This window comes from Bizionia hallyeonensis, from assembly GCF_042657385.1.
Classification (GTDB): Bacteria; Bacteroidota; Bacteroidia; order Flavobacteriales; family Flavobacteriaceae; genus Algorimicrobium; species Algorimicrobium hallyeonense.
The window spans coordinates 1047095-1065603 of record NZ_JBHSLA010000001.1 but is presented as its reverse complement, the minus strand read 5'-3'; the positions used below and the strand labels follow the sequence as shown (position 1 = coordinate 1065603).

At 33.3% G+C, this 18509-nt stretch carries 16 protein-coding genes; 8 read left to right on the top strand and 8 right to left on the bottom strand.

Annotated elements, in window-relative coordinates; genetic code table 11:
- Positions 1 to 62 precede the first annotated feature (62 nt).
- Entirely contained in the window at positions 63 to 1208 is a 1146-nt protein-coding gene (gene folK, locus ACFPH8_RS04800; RefSeq protein WP_376858892.1) for a 2-amino-4-hydroxy-6-hydroxymethyldihydropteridine diphosphokinase, read from the bottom strand.
- 344 nt (positions 1209 to 1552) lie between these two features.
- Between folK and ACFPH8_RS04795 the strand changes: the two genes are divergently transcribed.
- Positions 1553 to 4213 carry an AsmA family protein gene (locus tag ACFPH8_RS04795; protein ID WP_376858890.1) on the top strand — a complete coding sequence of 887 codons (2661 nt, stop codon included), beginning with the start codon at positions 1553 to 1555 and terminating at the stop codon, positions 4211 to 4213.
- A gap of 104 nt (positions 4214 to 4317) precedes the next feature.
- Positions 4318 to 4512 carry a 30S ribosomal protein S21 gene (gene rpsU / locus ACFPH8_RS04790; protein ID WP_376858888.1) on the top strand — a complete coding sequence of 65 codons (195 nt, stop codon included), beginning with the start codon at positions 4318 to 4320 and terminating at the stop codon, positions 4510 to 4512.
- Positions 4513 to 4564: 52 nt separating this feature from the next.
- On the opposite strand, the gene ACFPH8_RS04785 is transcribed toward rpsU, so the two are convergent.
- Positions 4565 to 5359 (bottom strand): DUF2797 domain-containing protein, encoded by a 795-nt coding sequence (locus ACFPH8_RS04785; RefSeq protein WP_248397695.1) that lies wholly within the window; start codon positions 5357 to 5359, stop codon positions 4565 to 4567.
- Positions 5360 to 5401: 42 nt separating this feature from the next.
- Here ACFPH8_RS04785 and ACFPH8_RS04780 point away from each other — a divergent pair, with 42 nt between their 5' ends.
- Positions 5402 to 6916, top strand: coding sequence for a GH3 auxin-responsive promoter family protein (locus ACFPH8_RS04780; RefSeq protein ID WP_248397693.1), 1515 nt, complete (start codon positions 5402 to 5404; stop codon positions 6914 to 6916).
- A gap of 235 nt (positions 6917 to 7151) precedes the next feature.
- On the opposite strand, the gene clpX is transcribed toward ACFPH8_RS04780, so the two are convergent.
- The 6 genes from clpX to ACFPH8_RS04750 form a co-directional block, all read right to left on the bottom strand.
- Positions 7152 to 8384 carry an ATP-dependent Clp protease ATP-binding subunit ClpX gene (gene clpX / locus ACFPH8_RS04775; RefSeq protein ID WP_248397691.1) on the bottom strand — a complete coding sequence of 411 codons (1233 nt, stop codon included), beginning with the start codon at positions 8382 to 8384 and terminating at the stop codon, positions 7152 to 7154.
- A 79-nt stretch (positions 8385 to 8463) separates the two neighbouring features.
- Positions 8464 to 9138 carry an ATP-dependent Clp endopeptidase proteolytic subunit ClpP gene (clpP, locus tag ACFPH8_RS04770; RefSeq protein ID WP_248397689.1) on the bottom strand — a complete coding sequence of 225 codons (675 nt, stop codon included), beginning with the start codon at positions 9136 to 9138 and terminating at the stop codon, positions 8464 to 8466.
- A 153-nt stretch (positions 9139 to 9291) separates the two neighbouring features.
- Complete coding sequence (tig, locus tag ACFPH8_RS04765; RefSeq protein ID WP_248397687.1) at positions 9292 to 10620, bottom strand: trigger factor; 1329 nt, start codon at positions 10618 to 10620, stop codon at positions 9292 to 9294.
- Positions 10621 to 10775: 155 nt separating this feature from the next.
- Positions 10776 to 11123, bottom strand: a complete 348-nt coding sequence (locus tag ACFPH8_RS04760; protein ID WP_376858884.1) for a phage holin family protein — start codon at positions 11121 to 11123, stop codon at positions 10776 to 10778.
- Between the two features lie 35 nt (positions 11124 to 11158).
- On the bottom strand, positions 11159 to 11935 hold the full coding sequence (locus tag ACFPH8_RS04755) for an alpha/beta fold hydrolase (protein WP_376858882.1): 777 nt from the start codon (positions 11933 to 11935) through the stop codon (positions 11159 to 11161).
- Between the two features lie 47 nt (positions 11936 to 11982).
- The gene (locus tag ACFPH8_RS04750; protein ID WP_376858880.1) at positions 11983 to 12696 is read right to left on the bottom strand and encodes a pyridoxine 5'-phosphate synthase; all 714 of its coding nucleotides are present in this window, start codon (positions 12694 to 12696) and stop codon (positions 11983 to 11985) included.
- An 89-nt stretch (positions 12697 to 12785) separates the two neighbouring features.
- Here ACFPH8_RS04750 and ACFPH8_RS04745 point away from each other — a divergent pair, with 89 nt between their 5' ends.
- The 5 genes from ACFPH8_RS04745 to ACFPH8_RS04725 all read left to right on the top strand — a co-directional run bounded on the left by ACFPH8_RS04745 (position 12786) and on the right by ACFPH8_RS04725 (position 18478).
- Positions 12786 to 13445, top strand: a complete 660-nt coding sequence (locus ACFPH8_RS04745; RefSeq protein WP_376858878.1) for a CBS domain-containing protein — start codon at positions 12786 to 12788, stop codon at positions 13443 to 13445.
- Positions 13446 to 13449: 4 nt separating this feature from the next.
- A complete protein-coding gene (locus ACFPH8_RS04740) occupies positions 13450 to 14331 on the top strand; it encodes an NAD kinase (protein WP_376858876.1) in 882 nt (293 codons plus the stop codon).
- A gap of 100 nt (positions 14332 to 14431) precedes the next feature.
- Entirely contained in the window at positions 14432 to 15121 is a 690-nt protein-coding gene (porG, locus tag ACFPH8_RS04735; RefSeq protein WP_376858874.1) for a type IX secretion system protein PorG, read from the top strand.
- Positions 15103 to 15867, top strand: coding sequence for an isoprenyl transferase (locus tag ACFPH8_RS04730; protein WP_376858872.1), 765 nt, complete (start codon positions 15103 to 15105; stop codon positions 15865 to 15867). The genes porG and ACFPH8_RS04730 overlap by 19 nt, the downstream gene beginning before the upstream one ends.
- Positions 15800 to 18478 (top strand): BamA/OMP85 family outer membrane protein, encoded by a 2679-nt coding sequence (locus ACFPH8_RS04725; RefSeq protein WP_376858870.1) that lies wholly within the window; start codon positions 15800 to 15802, stop codon positions 18476 to 18478. Before ACFPH8_RS04730 ends, ACFPH8_RS04725 begins: the two co-directional genes overlap by 68 nt.
- Positions 18479 to 18509 lie beyond the last annotated feature (31 nt).

Genomic DNA, 18509 nt, shown 5'->3' with positions numbered 1-18509 from the left:
CGTGTCATTCAGAGCGTAGCGCAGAATCTCTTTTAAGATAACCACACTTTATACAGAAGCTATTAGTCTACTTTCGGCACCACGGAAGCAATTTCATTCAAAATCCATAAATAATCCTCACGACTATTTACAAAATCCCGATTGGAAATATCAATAATTTTCACGTTTAATTCCTCTTGATTTTTTAAGAAATTTAAATAGCCTGCATTAATTTTCTCCAGATAATCATCCTGAATATTTTGCTCATAATCACGTCCACGCTTTCTGATGTTTTCTTGAAGTCGCTGTGTATTTTGATAGAGATAAATATACAATTCAGGTTTGGCAATATCTTTATACATTAAATAAAACAAACGTCTATACAGCTTGAATTCATCTTCTGGAAGGGTGATTTTCGAAAAAATCAAGGATTTATAAATATCATAATCGCTAACTATAAAATCTTTAAATAAATCTAATTGCGACAAGTCGTCACTAATTTGCTGATATCTATCGGCTAGGAAACTCATTTCTAACGTAAATGCATACCGTTTAGCATCTTCATAAAACTTGGGCAAAAACGGATTATCGGCAAAGCGCTCCAAAACCAATTTCGCATTAAAATCAGTTGAAATCATCGTGGCCAAACTCGTTTTTCCAGCACCTATATTTCCTTCAATAGCAATATAATTATAGTTGGAAAGGTTATATTTTTTACTCGGGTTTTTTAACCAGATATTAATAGGTTCTATCGTACTTTTATCTTCGCAAATCTCCAATAGTTCAGCAATGGTTTTATGTAAGGTTGGGTGTTTTTCTTTTAAGGCAATATCATGCAATGGTTGCAATACAAAACGTCTGTTAGCCATTTGTGGATGCGGAACCATTAAAGTTGGGGTATGAATTATGGCGTGGTTATAAAGCAAGATATCCAAATCAATACTTCGGGATTCATAGGCTGCGTTTTCTGTCCGAACGCGTCCCATTTCTGTTTCTATCCGTTGTAAATCTTCCAAAACCGTTTCAACCGAATAATCCGTTTTAACAATGATACAGGTATTTAAAAAATCAGGGCCTTCAAAACCTAAAGCAGGTGTATTATAAACCTTAGCAATCATCTGCACCTTACCCACACGCTTGTAAATTACATCTACTGCGTCTTGCAAGTGCTTTAAACGGTCGCCTTGATTACTTCCTAATGATATGTAAACGGTGTTTGGTTGGGTCATAATAGATGCCAAAATAACTAAAAGAAATTCTAAAAGTTTAAAATTGCCACACCTTTTTATTCACAAAAATTCCTGATGTTAAAAGATTGGATGAGGACTGTAAATTTTTACGTCTCTAAACTCGCTTCACCATGTCAATTTTAATATGTATTGCGTCAATTTATATAGCAATAGGAATACGTTCTATTTAAATTTGGATGTATCTTTGTCCTAGCATGAATTATTTTTCAAGGCCAGCAAAAAAGCCACTATAAGTATTAAAATTATATTAAACTTTTGGTTTTCAGCAACCTTTCATATAATTTATACGTATATCCTTACAAACCCATCACTTAAAAATTTTTATGAAAAAAGTTTTCAAAATTATTGGAATTACACTACTCGTTATTATTCTATTACTGATAGCTATACCTTTTGTTTTCCAAGGAAAAATTAAGGACATTGTTAAGAACACCATTAATAACAATGTGAATGCCAACGTAGAGTTTAGCGATATTAATTTAAGCTTTATTAGAAGTTTTCCACAAGCTCAAGTAGATGTTAGCGATTTAGAAATTACCAATTTCGCACCTTTTAAAGATGAAAAATTAGCGTCTATCAAATCGATATCCTTAACCATGTCCATTAAGGAGCTTTTCAAAAAACCAAGCGATGGACCTGTAGTTATCAATAAATTTAATATTGATGAAGCTTTAATTGTCCTAAAAACGAATGAAATAGGGCAAACCAACTACGATATTGTGAAGGAGTCTGATAGTAAACAAGCAGATGTAGAGCCCAGTAACAGTTTTACATTAGATGTGCAAGATTATAGCATTGACGATAGTGCATTAACTTATATAGACGAAGGAGCCAACACCATTTTTTATATTACAGAATTAAATCATTCTGGACAAGGTACATTTTCGGGAAATGTTTCGGAATTAGATACAAAAACGTCAGCTCGAGTTACGCTAAACATGGATAGCACCGAATATTTAAGTAATAACACCTTAAAATTAGACGCTATAATTGGTTTGGATTTACCGAACAACACATACACATTTAAGGAGAATAAAGCTTATATAAATAAATTGCCTTTGGAGTTTCAAGGTTACTTCAAACAATTAGAAGACGGTCAAGAATTAGACATTACTTTTGAAAATCCAGGCTCTGATTTTAAAGAATTTTTAGCCGTTATTCCTAAAACATATTCCAAAGACATTGCCAATGTAGAAACAACTGGTAATTTTAAATTAACCGGTCGTATAAACGGGTTGATTTCTGAAGAAACGGTTCCGCAAATGGACATAAATATCCTATCCAATAATGCGTCATTTAAATATCCGGAACTACCAAAACGTGTTGATAATATTAATATTAACACCAGCATTAAAAATACAACAGGAAAATCTGAAGATACATACGTAGACATTAGCACCTTAAATTTTAAAATAGATAATGACCAATTTAATGCATCTGGTACGCTACGAAATTTAACCGAAAACATGACGGTGAGCGCCTATATTGATGGTATTTTAAATCTGGCCAATATTACTAAAGCCTATCCCATTGAATTGGACAATGAATTAAGCGGGATTTTAAAAGCCAAGATTAATACGGCTTTTGATATGAACGCCATTGAAACCAACGCCTATCAACGCATAAAAAGTAATGGTAGCGTTCAGGTTAGTGACTTTGTATATGCTTCTGAAGATATTGTAAATCCTATTAATATTTCAAATGCAGATTTAACCTTTCAAACAGGCCTTGTAATGCTGAATAAATTTGAGGCTAAATCTGGTCAAAGTGATATAAATGCTACGGGAACAATTACCAATTTATTAGGTTTTCTTTTAAGTGACAAAAAACTACAAGGAAACTTTAATATGACATCAAACACCTTTAATATAAGCGACTTTATGGTGGCTGATGACGGTGAAGTGGAAGGTGAAACTAAAAAAACAACAGATGCTAGCGTTCCTCTTAAAATTCCAGCATTTTTAGATTGCACCATTAATGCTGATGTTAATACTGTAATTTATGACAATCTTACGCTGAAAAACACCAAAGGAAAACTAGCAATTAAGGATCAAGTAGCTACATTAAATAATTTAACAACCAATTTATTTGATGGTACTTTAGCCGTTTCAGGAGATGTTAACACCCAAAAAGATACACCCAATTTTAATTTAAAATTGAATGCTAATGCATTTGATATTACGGAGTCCTTCAACACATTAGATTTATTAAAAGCATTGGCACCAATTGCCAAGATTTTTGAAGGAAAATTAAATACAAATATTGTATTAAATGGTAATTTAGATAGCTCGTTTTCACCTATTTTAAGTTCGGTTACGGGTAATGCTTTTGCGGAATTATTAGCGACAAAAACAAATATTGAAAGCAGTCCCTTATTAAATGCTTTAGATAATCAATTGAATTTTATAGATTTTGATAAATTAGATTTAAATGATTTAAAAACGAATTTAACGTTTGATGATGGTCAAGTAAATATTAAGCCTTTTATGCTAAAATATAAGGATATTGATATTGCCATTGGTGGAAGTCATGGATTTGATCAAACCATGAATTACGATTTGGCGTTTGATGTACCTGCAAAATATTTAGGAAGTGATATTAATCGCTTAATCGGAAAAATTAACGATCCCGAAGTCAACAAAATTAGCATTCCTGTAACAGCTAATATGAAAGGAACTTTTAAAAACCCTAAAATTTCGACTGATTTATCATCTAGTGTTACCAAACTAACGCAACAATTAATAGAAATTGAAAAGCAAAAATTAATTAACCAAGGCACAGATGCCATTAAAGATCTTTTAGGTGGTTTAACAGGCGGAAACAACACCAACAACAATAACAGTGAGAATACCACATCAACTGATAGCACAGGCGTTGTAACAGACTCAACTAAAACAGAAACACCTAAAGCTGAAGATGCTATTAAAAATATTTTAGGCGGTTTATTGAATAAAAATAAGAAGAAAAAAGATAGTATAAACTAACGGGTTTTAAGAGAAAAACTACCTTTCAATTAAATTTTAGAAAACATTCTAAATATAACAATAAAAGGATTACCTTAGCACCCATTAAATTTAAGAAAAATAATATGTTACGAATTGAAATTAAAGAAGGAGAAAATATAGAACGTGCTTTAAAGCGTTACAAGCGTAAGCATAGAAATGTAAAAGTAATGCAGAACTTAAGAGAGAAGCAATACTTTACAAAACCTTCAGTAAAAAGAAGACGTGAGGTTCAGAAAGCTGAATATATCCAAAACTTAAGAGACCAAGAAGATATTTAATTGTCTTTTTTAGATATATAAAAAAGCACGCATTTTTTATGCGTGCTTTTTTTTATGCTACAGAAAGTTTAACAACCAACCCTTCATTGGATCGGATATTGAAAACCGTATTATCTTCAAAAATAAGATACTGTCCTTTTACGCCTACTAGTTTCCCAGAGTAGGATTCACTTTTCACTATATTTAAACTTTTTGGTTTTACTGGATATTGATGCACCGGAAAGGTAATGTGCGTTTCAGCGTTATTAGCTATGTAATATTCTTTAGCTTCATCTGGAATATAGGCTTTCAATTTATCACGCCAGTCCACTAAATTTTCATCTTTCACATCGTTTTTAAGCATGTTGCGCCAATTGGTTTTATCGGCAACAAAATCTTTTAAAGCTACTTCTGTAATACCTGCTAAATACCTATTTGGCACCTCAACAATTTCAATAGCCTCGTGTGCGCCTTGGTCTATCCATCGGGTTGGCACCTGACTTTTACGTGTAACACCAACTTTTACATTACTAGAGTTGGCTAAATACACAATATGTGGTTGTAATTGTACGCGTTTTTCATAATCTAAATCGCGTTCTTCCTGATCTAAATGTGCTTTGCTTAATTCAGGTTTTATAATCCAATCGGCTGCTTGAGGTATATCAAAAAAACAGCTTTTACAAAACCCTTGTCTATAAATTGGCTTATTTAAACCGCAACTTAAACATTGATAACCAACAAACTCCAACTGAATCGTTTTATCTAACAACTGATTGATATGGATGAAGTCGTTTTCAAAAATGAGGTAGTATTGAATAGGTTCGGTAAACTCCGTTGTCATTTTTGTTAAAACACCTTGGTAGGTCATAAAAAAAAGTATTATTTTTAGTTCATTAAATATACTGCAAATATGCCAATTCCTATTGTAAATTCTATTGCTTCTTGGTTTTTAAAAAAGCGATTTCATCAAATTGAATTGTTTTTAAAATACCCAAATGAGGTTCAAGAAGAACTACTTATGCAATTACTATATAAGGCTAAGGATACTGAATTTGGTAGAACACATGGTTTTGACTCTATAAAGAGCTATCAAACATTTGCAGACCGTGTTCCAATTTCTTCCTATGAGGAATACCAACCCATGATTGAACGGTCTCGTTTAGGTGAGAACAATATTTTTTGGCCACAACCTATTAAATGGTTTGCTAAATCCAGTGGAACAACCAATGCAAAAAGTAAATTTATTCCTGTGAGTGAAGATGCCTTGGAAAACTGTCATTATGCAGCGAGCAAGGATTTATTGTGCATGTATTTAAACAATAATGAAAACGCACAATTATTTACGGGAAAAAGTTTACGTTTAGGAGGTAGTAAAGAACTGTATAAAGAAAACGGAACCGTTTTTGGTGATTTGTCGGCTATATTAATTGACAATATGCCATTCTGGGCAGAATTTAGCAGCACACCCAGTAACAAGGTGTCTTTGATGAACAATTGGGAAGAAAAAATGCAGGCCATTGTTAATGAAACCATACAGGAAAATGTGACCAGTTTGGCTGGCGTACCATCTTGGATGTTGGTTTTATTAAACAATGTTTTAGAAACAACTGGCAAAGACAATCTGCATGATATTTGGCCCAATTTAGAAGTTTATTTTCATGGAGGTGTTAGCTTCTTGCCTTATGTGGACCAATACAAGAAAATTTTACCAAAGACAGATTTTCGCTATTATGAAATTTACAATGCTTCGGAAGGATTTTTTGCCATTCAAGATCAAAACAAGTCTAGCGAATTACTATTAATGTTGGATTATGGCATCTTTTATGAATTTATTCCGATGGATACCTACGGCACTAAAGACGAAAAAATAATTCCATTAAGTCAGGTGGAAATTGATAAAAATTATGCTGTAATTATTACTACCAACGCGGGACTTTGGCGATACAAAATTGGCGATACTATTCGGTTTACGTCCATTAACCCATATCGCATAAAAGTTTCTGGGAGAACCAAACACCATATAAATGCTTTTGGTGAAGAATTAATTATTGAAAACGCCGAAGATGCTTTAAAAAAGGTCTGCAAAAAAACAAAATCTGAAATTGTAGATTATACTGCTGCTCCAATTTTTATGGATGGTAAAGAAAAAGGCGCACACGAATGGATTATTGAATTTAAAACACCACCCGAAAACATTCATTATTTTAATGAGTTATTTGATAATGCTTTAAAATCTTTAAACTCCGATTATGAAGCCAAGCGTTATAATAACATGACGCTTAATAAACCAACTATCCACATAGCACGTGAACGCCTATTTTACGATTGGCTTAAGGCAAATGACAAATTAGGAGGCCAACATAAGGTGCCCAGATTATCTAACACCAGAGACTACCTAGATGCCCTTTTAGAATTAAACAGATAATACTTTTTATCCTTTTTAATTGCAAAAAAAATACGGTTAACGAATTTAGCAGTTGGTTTATCTAAAAATAAAGCCTGTCTTGATTTTCTTACAGGAAAAGCACTAGTTTTACAGAGCTATTAATCACACAATGATTTGCACATAATGCCAAATTATTAATTGTAATCCAAAAACAACCAAAATAAAAAACCACGCAATTTGCGTGGTTTTTTTGTTGTATTGGGTTCCGAATTAATTACGAAACCGCCTTCAATTTCTTGATAGTTGTTTTGCTTATTTTATCTTCGGCGTAGGCTTTGGTGACTTTCAATTCTTTTTCATCCGTTCCTGGCATTTCAAACATAGCATCGGTTAGGATTTCCTCACACAAGGAACGTAATCCACGAGCGCCTAATTTGTATTCTATTGCTTTTTCAACAATAAAATCTAGAGCACCATCGGTAATATGAAACTCAATATCATCCATACTAAACAACTTTTTATATTGCTTAATAATGGCATTTTTAGGTTCGGTTAAAATAGCCCGAAGCGTTTTAGCATCCAATGGATCCATGTATGTTAAAACGGGTAAACGACCAATAATTTCAGGAATTAACCCAAAGTCTTTTAAATCCTTTGGAATAATATATTGCAATAAGTGGTTATGGTCTACACGTTCATCAGACATGGACGCGCTGTAACCAACGGCTTGCATATTTAAACGTTTAGAAATAACTTTATCAATACCATCAAAAGCACCTCCTGCAATAAATAAAATATTTTCAGTATTAACTTCAATGAACTTTTGGTCTGGATGTTTACGCCCGCCTTTAGGCGGTACATTAACAACGGTACCTTCTAATAATTTTAAAAGCGCTTGTTGCACACCTTCACCTGAAACATCACGCGTTATAGATGGATTATCACTTTTACGCGCAATTTTATCTATTTCATCAATAAAAACAATTCCTTTTTCTGCCTTTTCTAAGTTGTAATCGGCAGCCTGTAACAAACGTGTTAAAATACTTTCAACATCTTCACCCACATAACCTGCTTCTGTTAAAACCGTAGCATCTACTATAGCCAATGGTACGTTTAACATTTTTGCAATGGTTTTTGCCATTAAGGTTTTACCCGTTCCCGTTTGCCCAACCATAATGATATTACTCTTTTGAATTTCAATATCATCATCCGTTGGTGCTTGTAACAATCGTTTATAGTGGTTATAAACCGCAACAGACATTACTTTTTTGGTGGTATCCTGACCAATAATATATTCGTCTAAGAATGTTTTAATTTTTTGTGGTTTGCGCAGTTTTAATTCCGCCGACAAATCGCTATTATCTGTTTGCTTAGATTCTTCAATTACGATACCATGCGCTTGTTCAATACAACGATCGCAGATATGGGCATCTAATCCAGCAATTAATAAACTCGTTTCCGGCTTTTTCCTACCACAAAATGAACATTCTAATTCTTCCTTTGCCATAAATCAATAAATTTCTATTATCTAATTCCTTTTTAGTCCCGTTAAAGGGCGCTAGTTAAAAAGGATATATTCATTTGTATTAGCTACGAACCAATACTTCATCAATCATACCGTATTCTTTAGCTTTATCTGCTTTCATCCAGTAATCACGATCACTATCATGATAAATCTTGTCGTAATCCTGACCAGAATGCTTGCTAATAATTTTGTATAGTTCTTCTTTTAAGGTTAAAATCTCACGCGCTGTAATTTCAATATCACTTGCTTGACCTTGCGCTCCACCTAATGGTTGGTGAATCATGACACGTGAATGGGTTAAACCACTACGTTTTCCTTTTTCACCAGCACATAATAAAACCGCTCCCATAGAAGCTGCCATTCCTGTACAAATTGTGGCTACATCTGGCTTAATAAATTGCATAGTATCATAAATACCTAAACCAGCATAAACACCACCACCTGGTGAATTGATGTATATTTGTATATCTTTAGAAGAGTCAGTACTCTCTAAAAACAATAATTGTGCTTGAATAATATTGGCTACTTGATCATTAATTGCGGTTCCTAAAAAGATGATGCGATCCATCATTAATCGGGAAAAAACATCAAAAATAGCGATATTCATTTGACGTTCTTCAATAATATTAGGTGTTAAGTTTGTTGGGTACATATGACTAATAATTTTGTCGTAATACGTACTACTAATACCTTGATCTTTTATAGCGAATTTTTCAAATTCTTTTCCGTAATTCATTGTTTTTAAAAATTTTATAGGTTAAAATCCTGTATAAAAGCAGGAAGTGTATAGTCCCATTTTCTTAAATTAAAAATAATTTAAAAAAATAGGCGTTGAAGCTCTTTATTCCAACGCCTAAATATAAGGATTTATTCTTTAAAACTTGGCAACTTATTTGTCTCCGTAAACTTCTTTAACAAAGTCTTCGTAAGTAATATCTTTTGTTTTAATGTTTGCCTTTTCTTTATAAAGCGCTAATAATTTCTGGCTGATAATTTGTTCAGAAATACGACGTGCTTCATCTTGGTTAGATAATACACGAGCAGCAATATCTTCTAGTTCTTTATCCGTAGGATTCATCTGACCGAATTGCGCCATTTGAGCCTTAATCATTTGCTTGGCATGATCTTTAATATCATCCATGCTTACTTTAATATTATTTTCAGTAATTAATTTACCTTCAATTAATTGGTAACGCAAGCTTTTTTCAGATTTAGCGTATTCTTCTTGCGCCTCAGCTTCTGTTAATTCTTTTTCACCTGCAGTTTGCATCCATTTTTGTAGGAATGTTGCTGGTAAATCGAATTTAGTATTTTCTACTAAATGCTCTGTAACATCATTTAGTAATTTTTGTTCTGATTGCTGCTTGAATTGCTTTTCAGCATCTTCTTTGATTTTTTCTTTTACATCTTCAATAGAAGTGGCTACACCTTCACCAAACAACTTATCAAATAACTCTTGGTTTAATTCAGCTAACTCACGCTCATTAATTTCGGTAATGGTAAAAGTTACTTCAATATCTAAACCGTGAATATCATCATGAGATACTTTTAATGCATGCATTAATTCGTGATCATCTGCATACAATCCTTTAGTTTTTAATGTAATAACATCGCCAACTTTAGCACCAATAAATTTCTTTTCGGTGGCTTTTCCTTTGAATTTATCGAGTGTTAATGTTACTGTGTTTTCTATTTCACGTTCTTCATTTTTGAAAACACCTGTAATTTCAGAATCTTTAGAAACCACATCAGATGCGATTAATTTTCCGTATTGCTTTTGCACATTTAAAATTTGATCATCAATCATTTTATCACCAGCGGTAATATTATAATCGATAATCGCTTTTTTAGGCGATAAGTTTACTTCAAATTCTGGAGCTAAACCTAATTCGAATTCAAATGATAATAGTTCAGCATCCCAATCCAAATTATCTTGTGCCTTTGGTAATGGATTACCTAAAACGTCTAATTTTTCTTCTGTTAAATATTTATTCAATGCATCTTGAAGTAATTTATTAACTTCATCAACCAATACGGCTTTACCATATTGCTTTTTAACCATTCCCATTGGTACGTGACCTTTTCTAAAACCAGGAATGTTAGCTGTTTTACGATAATCAGTTAATATTTTTTCAACTTTACCACTATAATCTTCTTTAGCGATATCGACTTTTACTACAGCATTTAATGCATCAATATTTTCTCTTGTAATATTCATTGTATTATGACATAAAAATTGGAGTGCAAAAATACTACTTTTTTACACTCCAACAAAGTATTTTAACGTATTGTCTTTCACCTGTTTATTTGTACTGATTTTCAGTGGGACTAACGGATTTCAATTCGTTTAAAATGTTAAAAAAAAACTCACTTCTACTCGTTATCTTGACCTAAAATACCGTAAAATATGGATTGTAAAATCGTTAATAGAATACTAAATAATAGAGCGGTCCAGAAACTGGAAACTGTAAATCCATTAATTAAACTATCGGCTAATAAGATCATTAAAGCGTTAATAACAAACAGGAATAAACCCAGAGTGATAATAGTTGCTGGCAAGGTTAAAAAGATTAAAATAGGTCTGACTATTAAATTTAGTAATCCTAAAACAATTGCTACAATTATAGCTGTTGTATAACTTTCTACTGCAATACCTGGTAACAATTTAGCTAACAATACAACTGATACGGCTGTAATTAAAATTCTGATAATTAATTTCATAGTACGTGTTTTTTGGTGATTTGTTAAAATGCAACTTATTTAAGAAATGCCATCACGGCATCATAAAATTCTTCAGGATTTTCAGCATGTAACCAATGTCCTGCATTTGAAATTGTTATAATATCTGCTTTTGGAAAATGGGCGTGAATAATAGATTCGTCCTGATTACTGATATATTCAGATTTATCACCACGTAAAAACAAGGTGTCGCCTTCAAATTTAGCAGAAATTGGCAATGGTTCCCCTACTTCACCAACTTGGTCTGTTAAAACATCCAAATTCATACGCAGCGCTAATTGTCCTTTTTCTTTCCAGTATAAATTTTTAAGTAAAAACATACGGGTTCCAACGTCTGAAACATACTTCGCTAAACTTTTATCGGCAGCGCCACGACTTTTTAATGTAGAAAAATCTAGCTGACTTAACCCATTTAAAATGGCATCATGATGCACGGGATAAAAACGCGGTGAAATATCCGCTATCAATAATTTAGAAACCAACTCAGGAAACTGGGTTGCAAAAAGCATAGCTGTTTTTCCACCCATAGAATGCCCTAAAAGCACAATGTCTGAAAGTTGATGTGCATCACAATAATGCTTTAAATCGGCTGATAATGTTTCATAACTAAAATCAGCATCATGAAAACTTCTACCATGGTTTCGTTGATCTACCAAATGAACTTGATAGCCTTGTTCCGCAAATTGGTTACCCAAAGTTTTCCAATTATCACCCATACCCAAAAAGCCATGGAGAATAATAAATGGTTTGCCTTCACCTAATATATTGGAATATAATTTTTTATTGTCTTTCACGAATTTGAAATTTGCTTAATCTATTAACTTAAACGTTTCTTGAAAATTTATTTCAGTCGGTGTAAATACATTTGAATGACGTTTTCCACACCCAAATATAAACTTTCTGAAATCAACGCATGACCAATGGAAACCTCCAACAAATTAGGGATGTTTTCTTTAAAAAACTGAATATTATCTAAAGATAAATCGTGTCCTGCATTTATGCCTAAGCCCAAGCTATCCGCTAAAACAGCACATTCGGTATAGGGCAAAATAGCTTTTTTATTACCCAAACTAAATTGGTGCGCAAAAGCCTCCGTATATAATTCAATTCTATCTGTTCCTGTAGCCTTGGCGCCTTCAATTTGTTTTAAAACTGGATCTACAAATATAGACGTACGAATCCCATGGTTTTTAAATTCCTGAATTACCTCTACTAAAAAGGCCTTATGTTTTAAAGTATCCCAACCCGCATTACTAGTAATAGCATTTACAGCATCCGGAACCAAGGTTACTTGAGTGGGTTTAATTTCCAAAACCATATTCATGAATTTCTCTATCGGGTTGCCTTCAATATTGTATTCGGTATATACTTCTGGTTTTAAATTGTAAGCATCTTGATAGCGAATATGACGTTCATCCGGACGTGGATGAATAGTAACGCCTTCCGCTCCAAAACGCTGAACATCTTTAGCAAATTGAACTACATTTGGCAAATCGCCACCTCGAGAATTTCGTAAGGTTGCTATCTTATTAATATTTACACTTAACTTTGTCATATTCTAGTCGTTTGATTTACAAAAATACAAACTCAACTACCGGAATTATAGTATTTTTTAATTAATTTGCAAATACCTAAAAACACGCTATGAATTTAAACGAATTTGTTATTAACGATATAAAGCCATTAGTAAGCACCGATAAAATTGGTGATTTACAAATGCTATTTAATCAGTTAACTTATTCTCATATTCCGATTAAATCACCTGATGGTTTATATTTGGGATGCATGTCTGAAACAGATGTGTACTGTTTTGAAAAACATGAGGTTATTGCAGACCAAATGCACGCTATTGAAGGGTTTTTTGTTCGAGATAACACCAATTGGTTAGATGTTTTGGAAGCTTTTGCTCAAAACAGCACCAACATCATGCCTATATTGAACAGCTCTAATTCCTATATAGGATATTATGAGTTAAATGATGTGATTGGTCTATTTAACGAAACCCCGTTTTTTGCTGAAGCAGGAGGTATTTTAATTATTGAAAAAGGTTTAGTTGATTATTCCTTTAGTGAAATAAGCCAGATAGTGGAATCCAACAACGGAAAATTATTGGGTGCTTTTATTTCAAAAATTGAAAACGATATGATTCAAATCACCTTAAAAGTTGGAAACACGGGATTAAATGATATCATGCAAACATTTAGGCGTTACAGTTATAATGTTATTTCTGGACATGAGGAAGACAGTTACCTAGAGAGTTTAAAAGACCGATCAGCCTATTTAAATAAATACCTAAATATATAAGGTCATGAAAATAGCTGTATTTGGTCAAGCTTTTAACGCCAGCACGGAAGAAGCACTTGTTATTATTTTGCATTACCTAAAGAATAAGGACGCCGCAAGTGTATTTTTAATTTCAGAGTTTAATCAGAAAATTCAAGAAGAAAAAGAATCGTCGTTCAATGATGTTCCGCTTACTGACGTTTTAGATTCGAGTTTTGATTTACTCATAAGCATTGGTGGTGATGGTACTATTTTACGAGCCATTACCTATGTTCACGACTTAAATATTCCTATAATTGGTGTTAACACAGGTAGATTAGGATTTTTAGCCACCATACAAAGTCAGGCAATTATTCCTGCTATGGATGCTATTTTTAATAAGGCTTATAAACTTTCGGAACGTAATTTATTAGCTATTGAAACATTTCCTAAAAAAGATGATTTTAACACACTTAATTTTGCACTAAACGAAATAGCCGTTAGCCGGAAAAACACGACTTCCATGATTACTGTGGAAACACGATTAAATGATGAATACCTAACATCCTATTGGAGTGATGGGCTCATTGTTTCCACACCAACAGGATCAACCGGTTATTCATTAAGCTGCGGTGGCCCCGTAATTACACCAGATACAAATAGCTTTGTTATTACACCCATTGCGCCACATAATTTAAGCGCGAGGCCTTTGGTGATAACTGATTCTACTGAAATTCAATTAAAAGTAGATGGTCGTGAAGACAATTTTTTAGTATCCTTAGATTCTAGAATTGCCACCTTATCTAATGACACTATTATCAAGATAAAAAAAGCACCTTTTACCATTAAAATGATTGAATTATTAGAAGAAAGCTTTTTGGATACCTTGCGAAAAAAACTACTTTGGGGCGAAGACAAGCGCAATTAGGCAATAATTTTATTTAAAATCAGTTTAATTCAAATACATTTTGAATCAAATTGTTATAGGCTAATCTTAGTTTATTATATTTGCAAACTTTTAAACGTTTATGAGGTATTTAACCATCGTACTATTACTAATTTTAAGCAACCACGTCTGCCAATCGCAAACCCATGAATTGGGTGTGTTTCTAGGTGGTAGTAATTTTATTGGAGATGTTGGCAGCTCTAAGTACATTGCGCCTAACAAGCCAGCTATTGGTGCATTATACAAATGGAACCGAAGTCCGCGTCATGCATTTCGGTTTTCGGTAATTTATACCGAGTTAGAAGGTAAAGACTCAAAATCAGACGATCCAAGACGACAACAACGTGATTACAGTTTTACAAACCAACTTATTGAAGCATCTGCTGGATTGGAGTTTACTTTTTTCGATTGGGACTTGCATGACGGTAGAATTAAAGCAACTCCTTATTTATATTCAGGAATTTCTGTAGCCTATCATGATAATTTTTATTTTAGTAGACAAGGCGTTTTAAGAGATGAAAACACCTCTAGTTTTGCCTATGGAATTCCCATGGTTTTAGGCTTTAAAACTAATGTATTAGGAAACCTTATTATTGCAGCCGAAGTTGGTGCACGTTATACGTTTTCAGATGAAATAGATGGAAGTGTTCCTGATTATGACAATGAAGCCCCAGTAGGCTTTGGTAATACAAACAATAATGATTGGTATATGTTTACAGGTTTAACCTTAACATATACATTCGGCAAGAAACCATGTTTCTGCGTATTTTAAAAAAAGTGAACTTAAAAGACTCCATACATACCGATTATTTACCCAAGCACCTAGCCATAATAATGGATGGTAATGGCCGTTGGGCAAAACAAAAAGGTTTATTGCGCAGTATTGGACATGAAAATGGTTCCAAATCTGTTCGCGAGATTGTAGAAGCTTCGGCTGAATTGGGTATAGAAAATTTAACACTCTATGCATTTTCAACAGAAAACTGGAATCGACCAAAATTAGAAGTGCAAACACTTATGAAGCTGTTAGTATCCTCATTAAAGAAGGAAATAAAAACACTTCAGGAAAACAACATTCGCTTAGCGGCTATAGGTTGTTTAGACTCCTTACCCAAAAAAGCACATAAAGAATTATTGGAAGTTATAGAAAAGACAGAGAACAATAAACGGATGTGTTTAACACTAGCTTTAAGTTATGGCTCACGCGAAGAATTGCTAAATACCGTTAAGGAAATAAGTCTTAAAGTTAAAAATAATATAATTTCTGCGGAAAAAATTGATGAATCAGTTATAAATGAGCATCTTTACACGCGAAATTTACCAGACGTAGATTTACTAATTAGAACCAGTGGTGAGCAGCGCATAAGCAACTTTCTATTGTGGCAAATTGCATACGCTGAATTATATTTTACACAGGTGCTTTGGCCAGATTTTACAAAGCAAAATTTGTATGAAGCAATTATTGAATATCAAAAAAGAGAACGACGATTTGGGAAAACAAGTGAACAACTCCATTAATATCACATCATTGAAAACATATATAGGGCTATTATTTACTTTTTTATTTTTAGTAAGCAGTTTAAACATTCAAGGGCAAGAATTACAACCAGCACCAACCGGTAAGAAATATACCCTTGGTGATATTTCAGTTTCTGGTGACACACACTTTAGCCCGCAAACCATTATTACGTATTCGGGGCTTAGAAAAGGGGAAGAAATCCTCATTCCTGGTGATAAAATTAGCGAAGCCATTAGAAAGCTTTGGACATCCAATTTATTTAGAGACATTAACATGTATCTTCTTAAAACAGAAGGTGATGTTGCTTATTTAGAAATTCGTCTTTTTGATCTTCCAGAATTGAAGGAGCTGAAAATAAACGGTATTAAAAAATCTAAAAAAGATGATATTATTACCGAAAGCAATTTACAAAATGGTGTGAAAGTTACGGAAAACTTGGTCACGACTACTAAAAACTACCTAACAAATAAATACCAAAAAGAAGGCTTCTACAATACGAAAGTACATATTAATACAATTGAAGTTCCAGACTCTACAGGACGTCCAGGCGTAAACATGGTTTTAAATGTTGATAAAGGCAAAAAAGTAAAAGTGAGCGAAATTAATTTTGAAGGGAATTCAGCACTTCCAGATTCGAAGTTACGAAAAGCCATGAAAAACACGAAACAGAAAAATTTCTTACGCATTTTTAAACGATCTAAATTTATTGAAACAGATTATAAAGAAGATTTAGAAAGTGTTATCGATAAATTGAAGGAAAATGGTTTTCGTGATGCTCGTGTTATTTCAGATTCTATTTCCCGAATTGACAAGAAAAATGTTGCTATAAATATTAGGGTAGAAGAAGGTGAACAATATCGTTTTGGTGATATTAGCTTTATTGGAAACACCGTATACACTGATCAACAGTTAAGAGGTATTCTTCGAATTAATAAAGGCGACATTTATAATGGTGTCCTTTTAGAAAAGCGTATAGCAGACGAAACCAAACCAGATGCGTTAGATATTACCAATCAATACCAAAATAACGGTTATCTATTCTCTACGATAAACCCTGTAGAAGTTAACACAGAGGGTAATGTAATTGATATGGAGCTCCGTATTACAGAAGGTAAGCCTGTTTATTTCAATAGCGTTACTGTTGTAGGTAATGATGTTACTAATGACCGCGTTATATATCGTGAATTACACACTAGACCTGGTCAATTGTATAGTAAAGCTAATGTTGTTCGTACTATTCGTGAGTTAAGTCAATTAGGTTATTTCGATCCAGAGCAAATTGCCACCAATTTTAATAACCCCAATCCAAATGAAGGGACTATTGACTTGGAATATGGCGTTGTAGAAACAGGATCAAGCCAAGTAGAGCTACAAGGTGGTTATGGTGGTGGTGGTTTTATTGGTACTTTAGGCTTATCATTTAACAACTTCTCTTTAAAAAACATATTTAATCCTGAAGCTTACAAGCCAGTTCCTCGTGGTGATGGACAAAAATTAGCATTGCGTTTACAAGCCAGTCGTTTTTACCAAACCTATAGTTTCTCATTTACAGAACCTTGGATGGGTGGAAAAAAACCAGTTCAATTTTCAACATCTATTTCGCATTCGGCACAATTTTTATATGATCCAACAACAGGAAATGCCGATCGCGATAAACGTTTTAATATTTCAGGTATAACAGTTGGTTTAGCCAAACGTTTAACTATCCCTGATGATTATTTCACTTTATCACAAGCTGTAAGTTTTCAACATTATAATTTAAAAAACTATAACACCGGACTATTTACTTTTGGTGATGGATATTCAAACAACCTGGCTTACACAATCGGTTTAAGTAGAAACAACACTTATAATGACCCTGTTTTTCCAACAGGTGGATCTAACTTTAGTGTTACAGCTAAGCTATCTTTGCCATATTCATTGTTTAATGGAGTGGATTACGATATGCTTATAGAAGAGCGAGATGCGTGGTTAGAGATTCAAAACGATCCAAATAATTCTACAATTATTAGAAATCAAGCAGCCAATCAAGTAGGTGCCATTGATCAAGAACGTTTTAAGTGGTTAGAATTTTATAAAATTAAAATGAAAGGTGACTGGTACACCAGACTATTTGGTAAGTTTATTGTAAAATCTGGCGTAGAATTCGGGTTCTTAGGAGCTTACAACCAAGCAAGGGGTGTAATTCCTTTTGAGCGTTTTTTCCTTGGAGGAGATGGTTTAGGAAGTTACAGTTTAGATGGACGTGAAGCCGTTGCGCTGCGTGGTTATCCAAACCAATCACTTCAACCAATTGATGGCGAAAATAATATTACCAACGATGGTGGAACTATTTATAATAAGTTCTCTATGGAGTTACGTTATCCAATTAGTATGAGCCAAACGGCTAAAATATATCTTTTAGGTTTTGTTGAAGGGGGTGTGTCCTATAATGATTTTCAGGATTATAACCCATTCAATTTATACAGATCCAGTGGTGCAGGTGTTCGTATTTTCATGCCAGCATTTGGTTTATTAGGTATTGATTTTGGTTATGGATTCGATGCGCTTCCAGGACAAACATCACCTAATGGATGGGAAACGCACTTTATTATTGGACAACAATTTTAATTTTGGCACGATATTTTCTATAACACTTATA

What these genes read in the sequence shown, in the direction of transcription:
- folK (WP_376858892.1), bottom strand. Translation starts at nt 1,208, where the DNA reads ATGACCCAACCAAACACCGTTTACATATCATTAGGAAGTAATCAAGGC.
- ACFPH8_RS04795 (WP_376858890.1), top strand. Translation starts at nt 1,553, where the DNA reads ATGAAAAAAGTTTTCAAAATTATTGGAATTACACTACTCGTTATTATT.
- rpsU (WP_376858888.1), top strand. Translation starts at nt 4,318, where the DNA reads ATGTTACGAATTGAAATTAAAGAAGGAGAAAATATAGAACGTGCTTTA.
- ACFPH8_RS04785 (WP_248397695.1), bottom strand. Translation starts at nt 5,359, where the DNA reads ATGACCTACCAAGGTGTTTTAACAAAAATGACAACGGAGTTTACCGAA.
- ACFPH8_RS04780 (WP_248397693.1), top strand. Translation starts at nt 5,402, where the DNA reads ATGCCAATTCCTATTGTAAATTCTATTGCTTCTTGGTTTTTAAAAAAG.
- clpX (WP_248397691.1), bottom strand. Translation starts at nt 8,384, where the DNA reads ATGGCAAAGGAAGAATTAGAATGTTCATTTTGTGGTAGGAAAAAGCCG.
- clpP (WP_248397689.1), bottom strand. Translation starts at nt 9,138, where the DNA reads ATGAATTACGGAAAAGAATTTGAAAAATTCGCTATAAAAGATCAAGGT.
- tig (WP_248397687.1), bottom strand. Translation starts at nt 10,620, where the DNA reads ATGAATATTACAAGAGAAAATATTGATGCATTAAATGCTGTAGTAAAA.
- ACFPH8_RS04760 (WP_376858884.1), bottom strand. Translation starts at nt 11,123, where the DNA reads ATGAAATTAATTATCAGAATTTTAATTACAGCCGTATCAGTTGTATTG.
- ACFPH8_RS04750 (WP_376858880.1), bottom strand. Translation starts at nt 12,696, where the DNA reads ATGACAAAGTTAAGTGTAAATATTAATAAGATAGCAACCTTACGAAAT.
- ACFPH8_RS04745 (WP_376858878.1), top strand. Translation starts at nt 12,786, where the DNA reads ATGAATTTAAACGAATTTGTTATTAACGATATAAAGCCATTAGTAAGC.
- ACFPH8_RS04740 (WP_376858876.1), top strand. Translation starts at nt 13,450, where the DNA reads ATGAAAATAGCTGTATTTGGTCAAGCTTTTAACGCCAGCACGGAAGAA.
- porG (WP_376858874.1), top strand. Translation starts at nt 14,432, where the DNA reads ATGAGGTATTTAACCATCGTACTATTACTAATTTTAAGCAACCACGTC.
- ACFPH8_RS04730 (WP_376858872.1), top strand. Translation starts at nt 15,103, where the DNA reads ATGTTTCTGCGTATTTTAAAAAAAGTGAACTTAAAAGACTCCATACAT.
- ACFPH8_RS04725 (WP_376858870.1), top strand. Translation starts at nt 15,800, where the DNA reads ATGAAGCAATTATTGAATATCAAAAAAGAGAACGACGATTTGGGAAAA.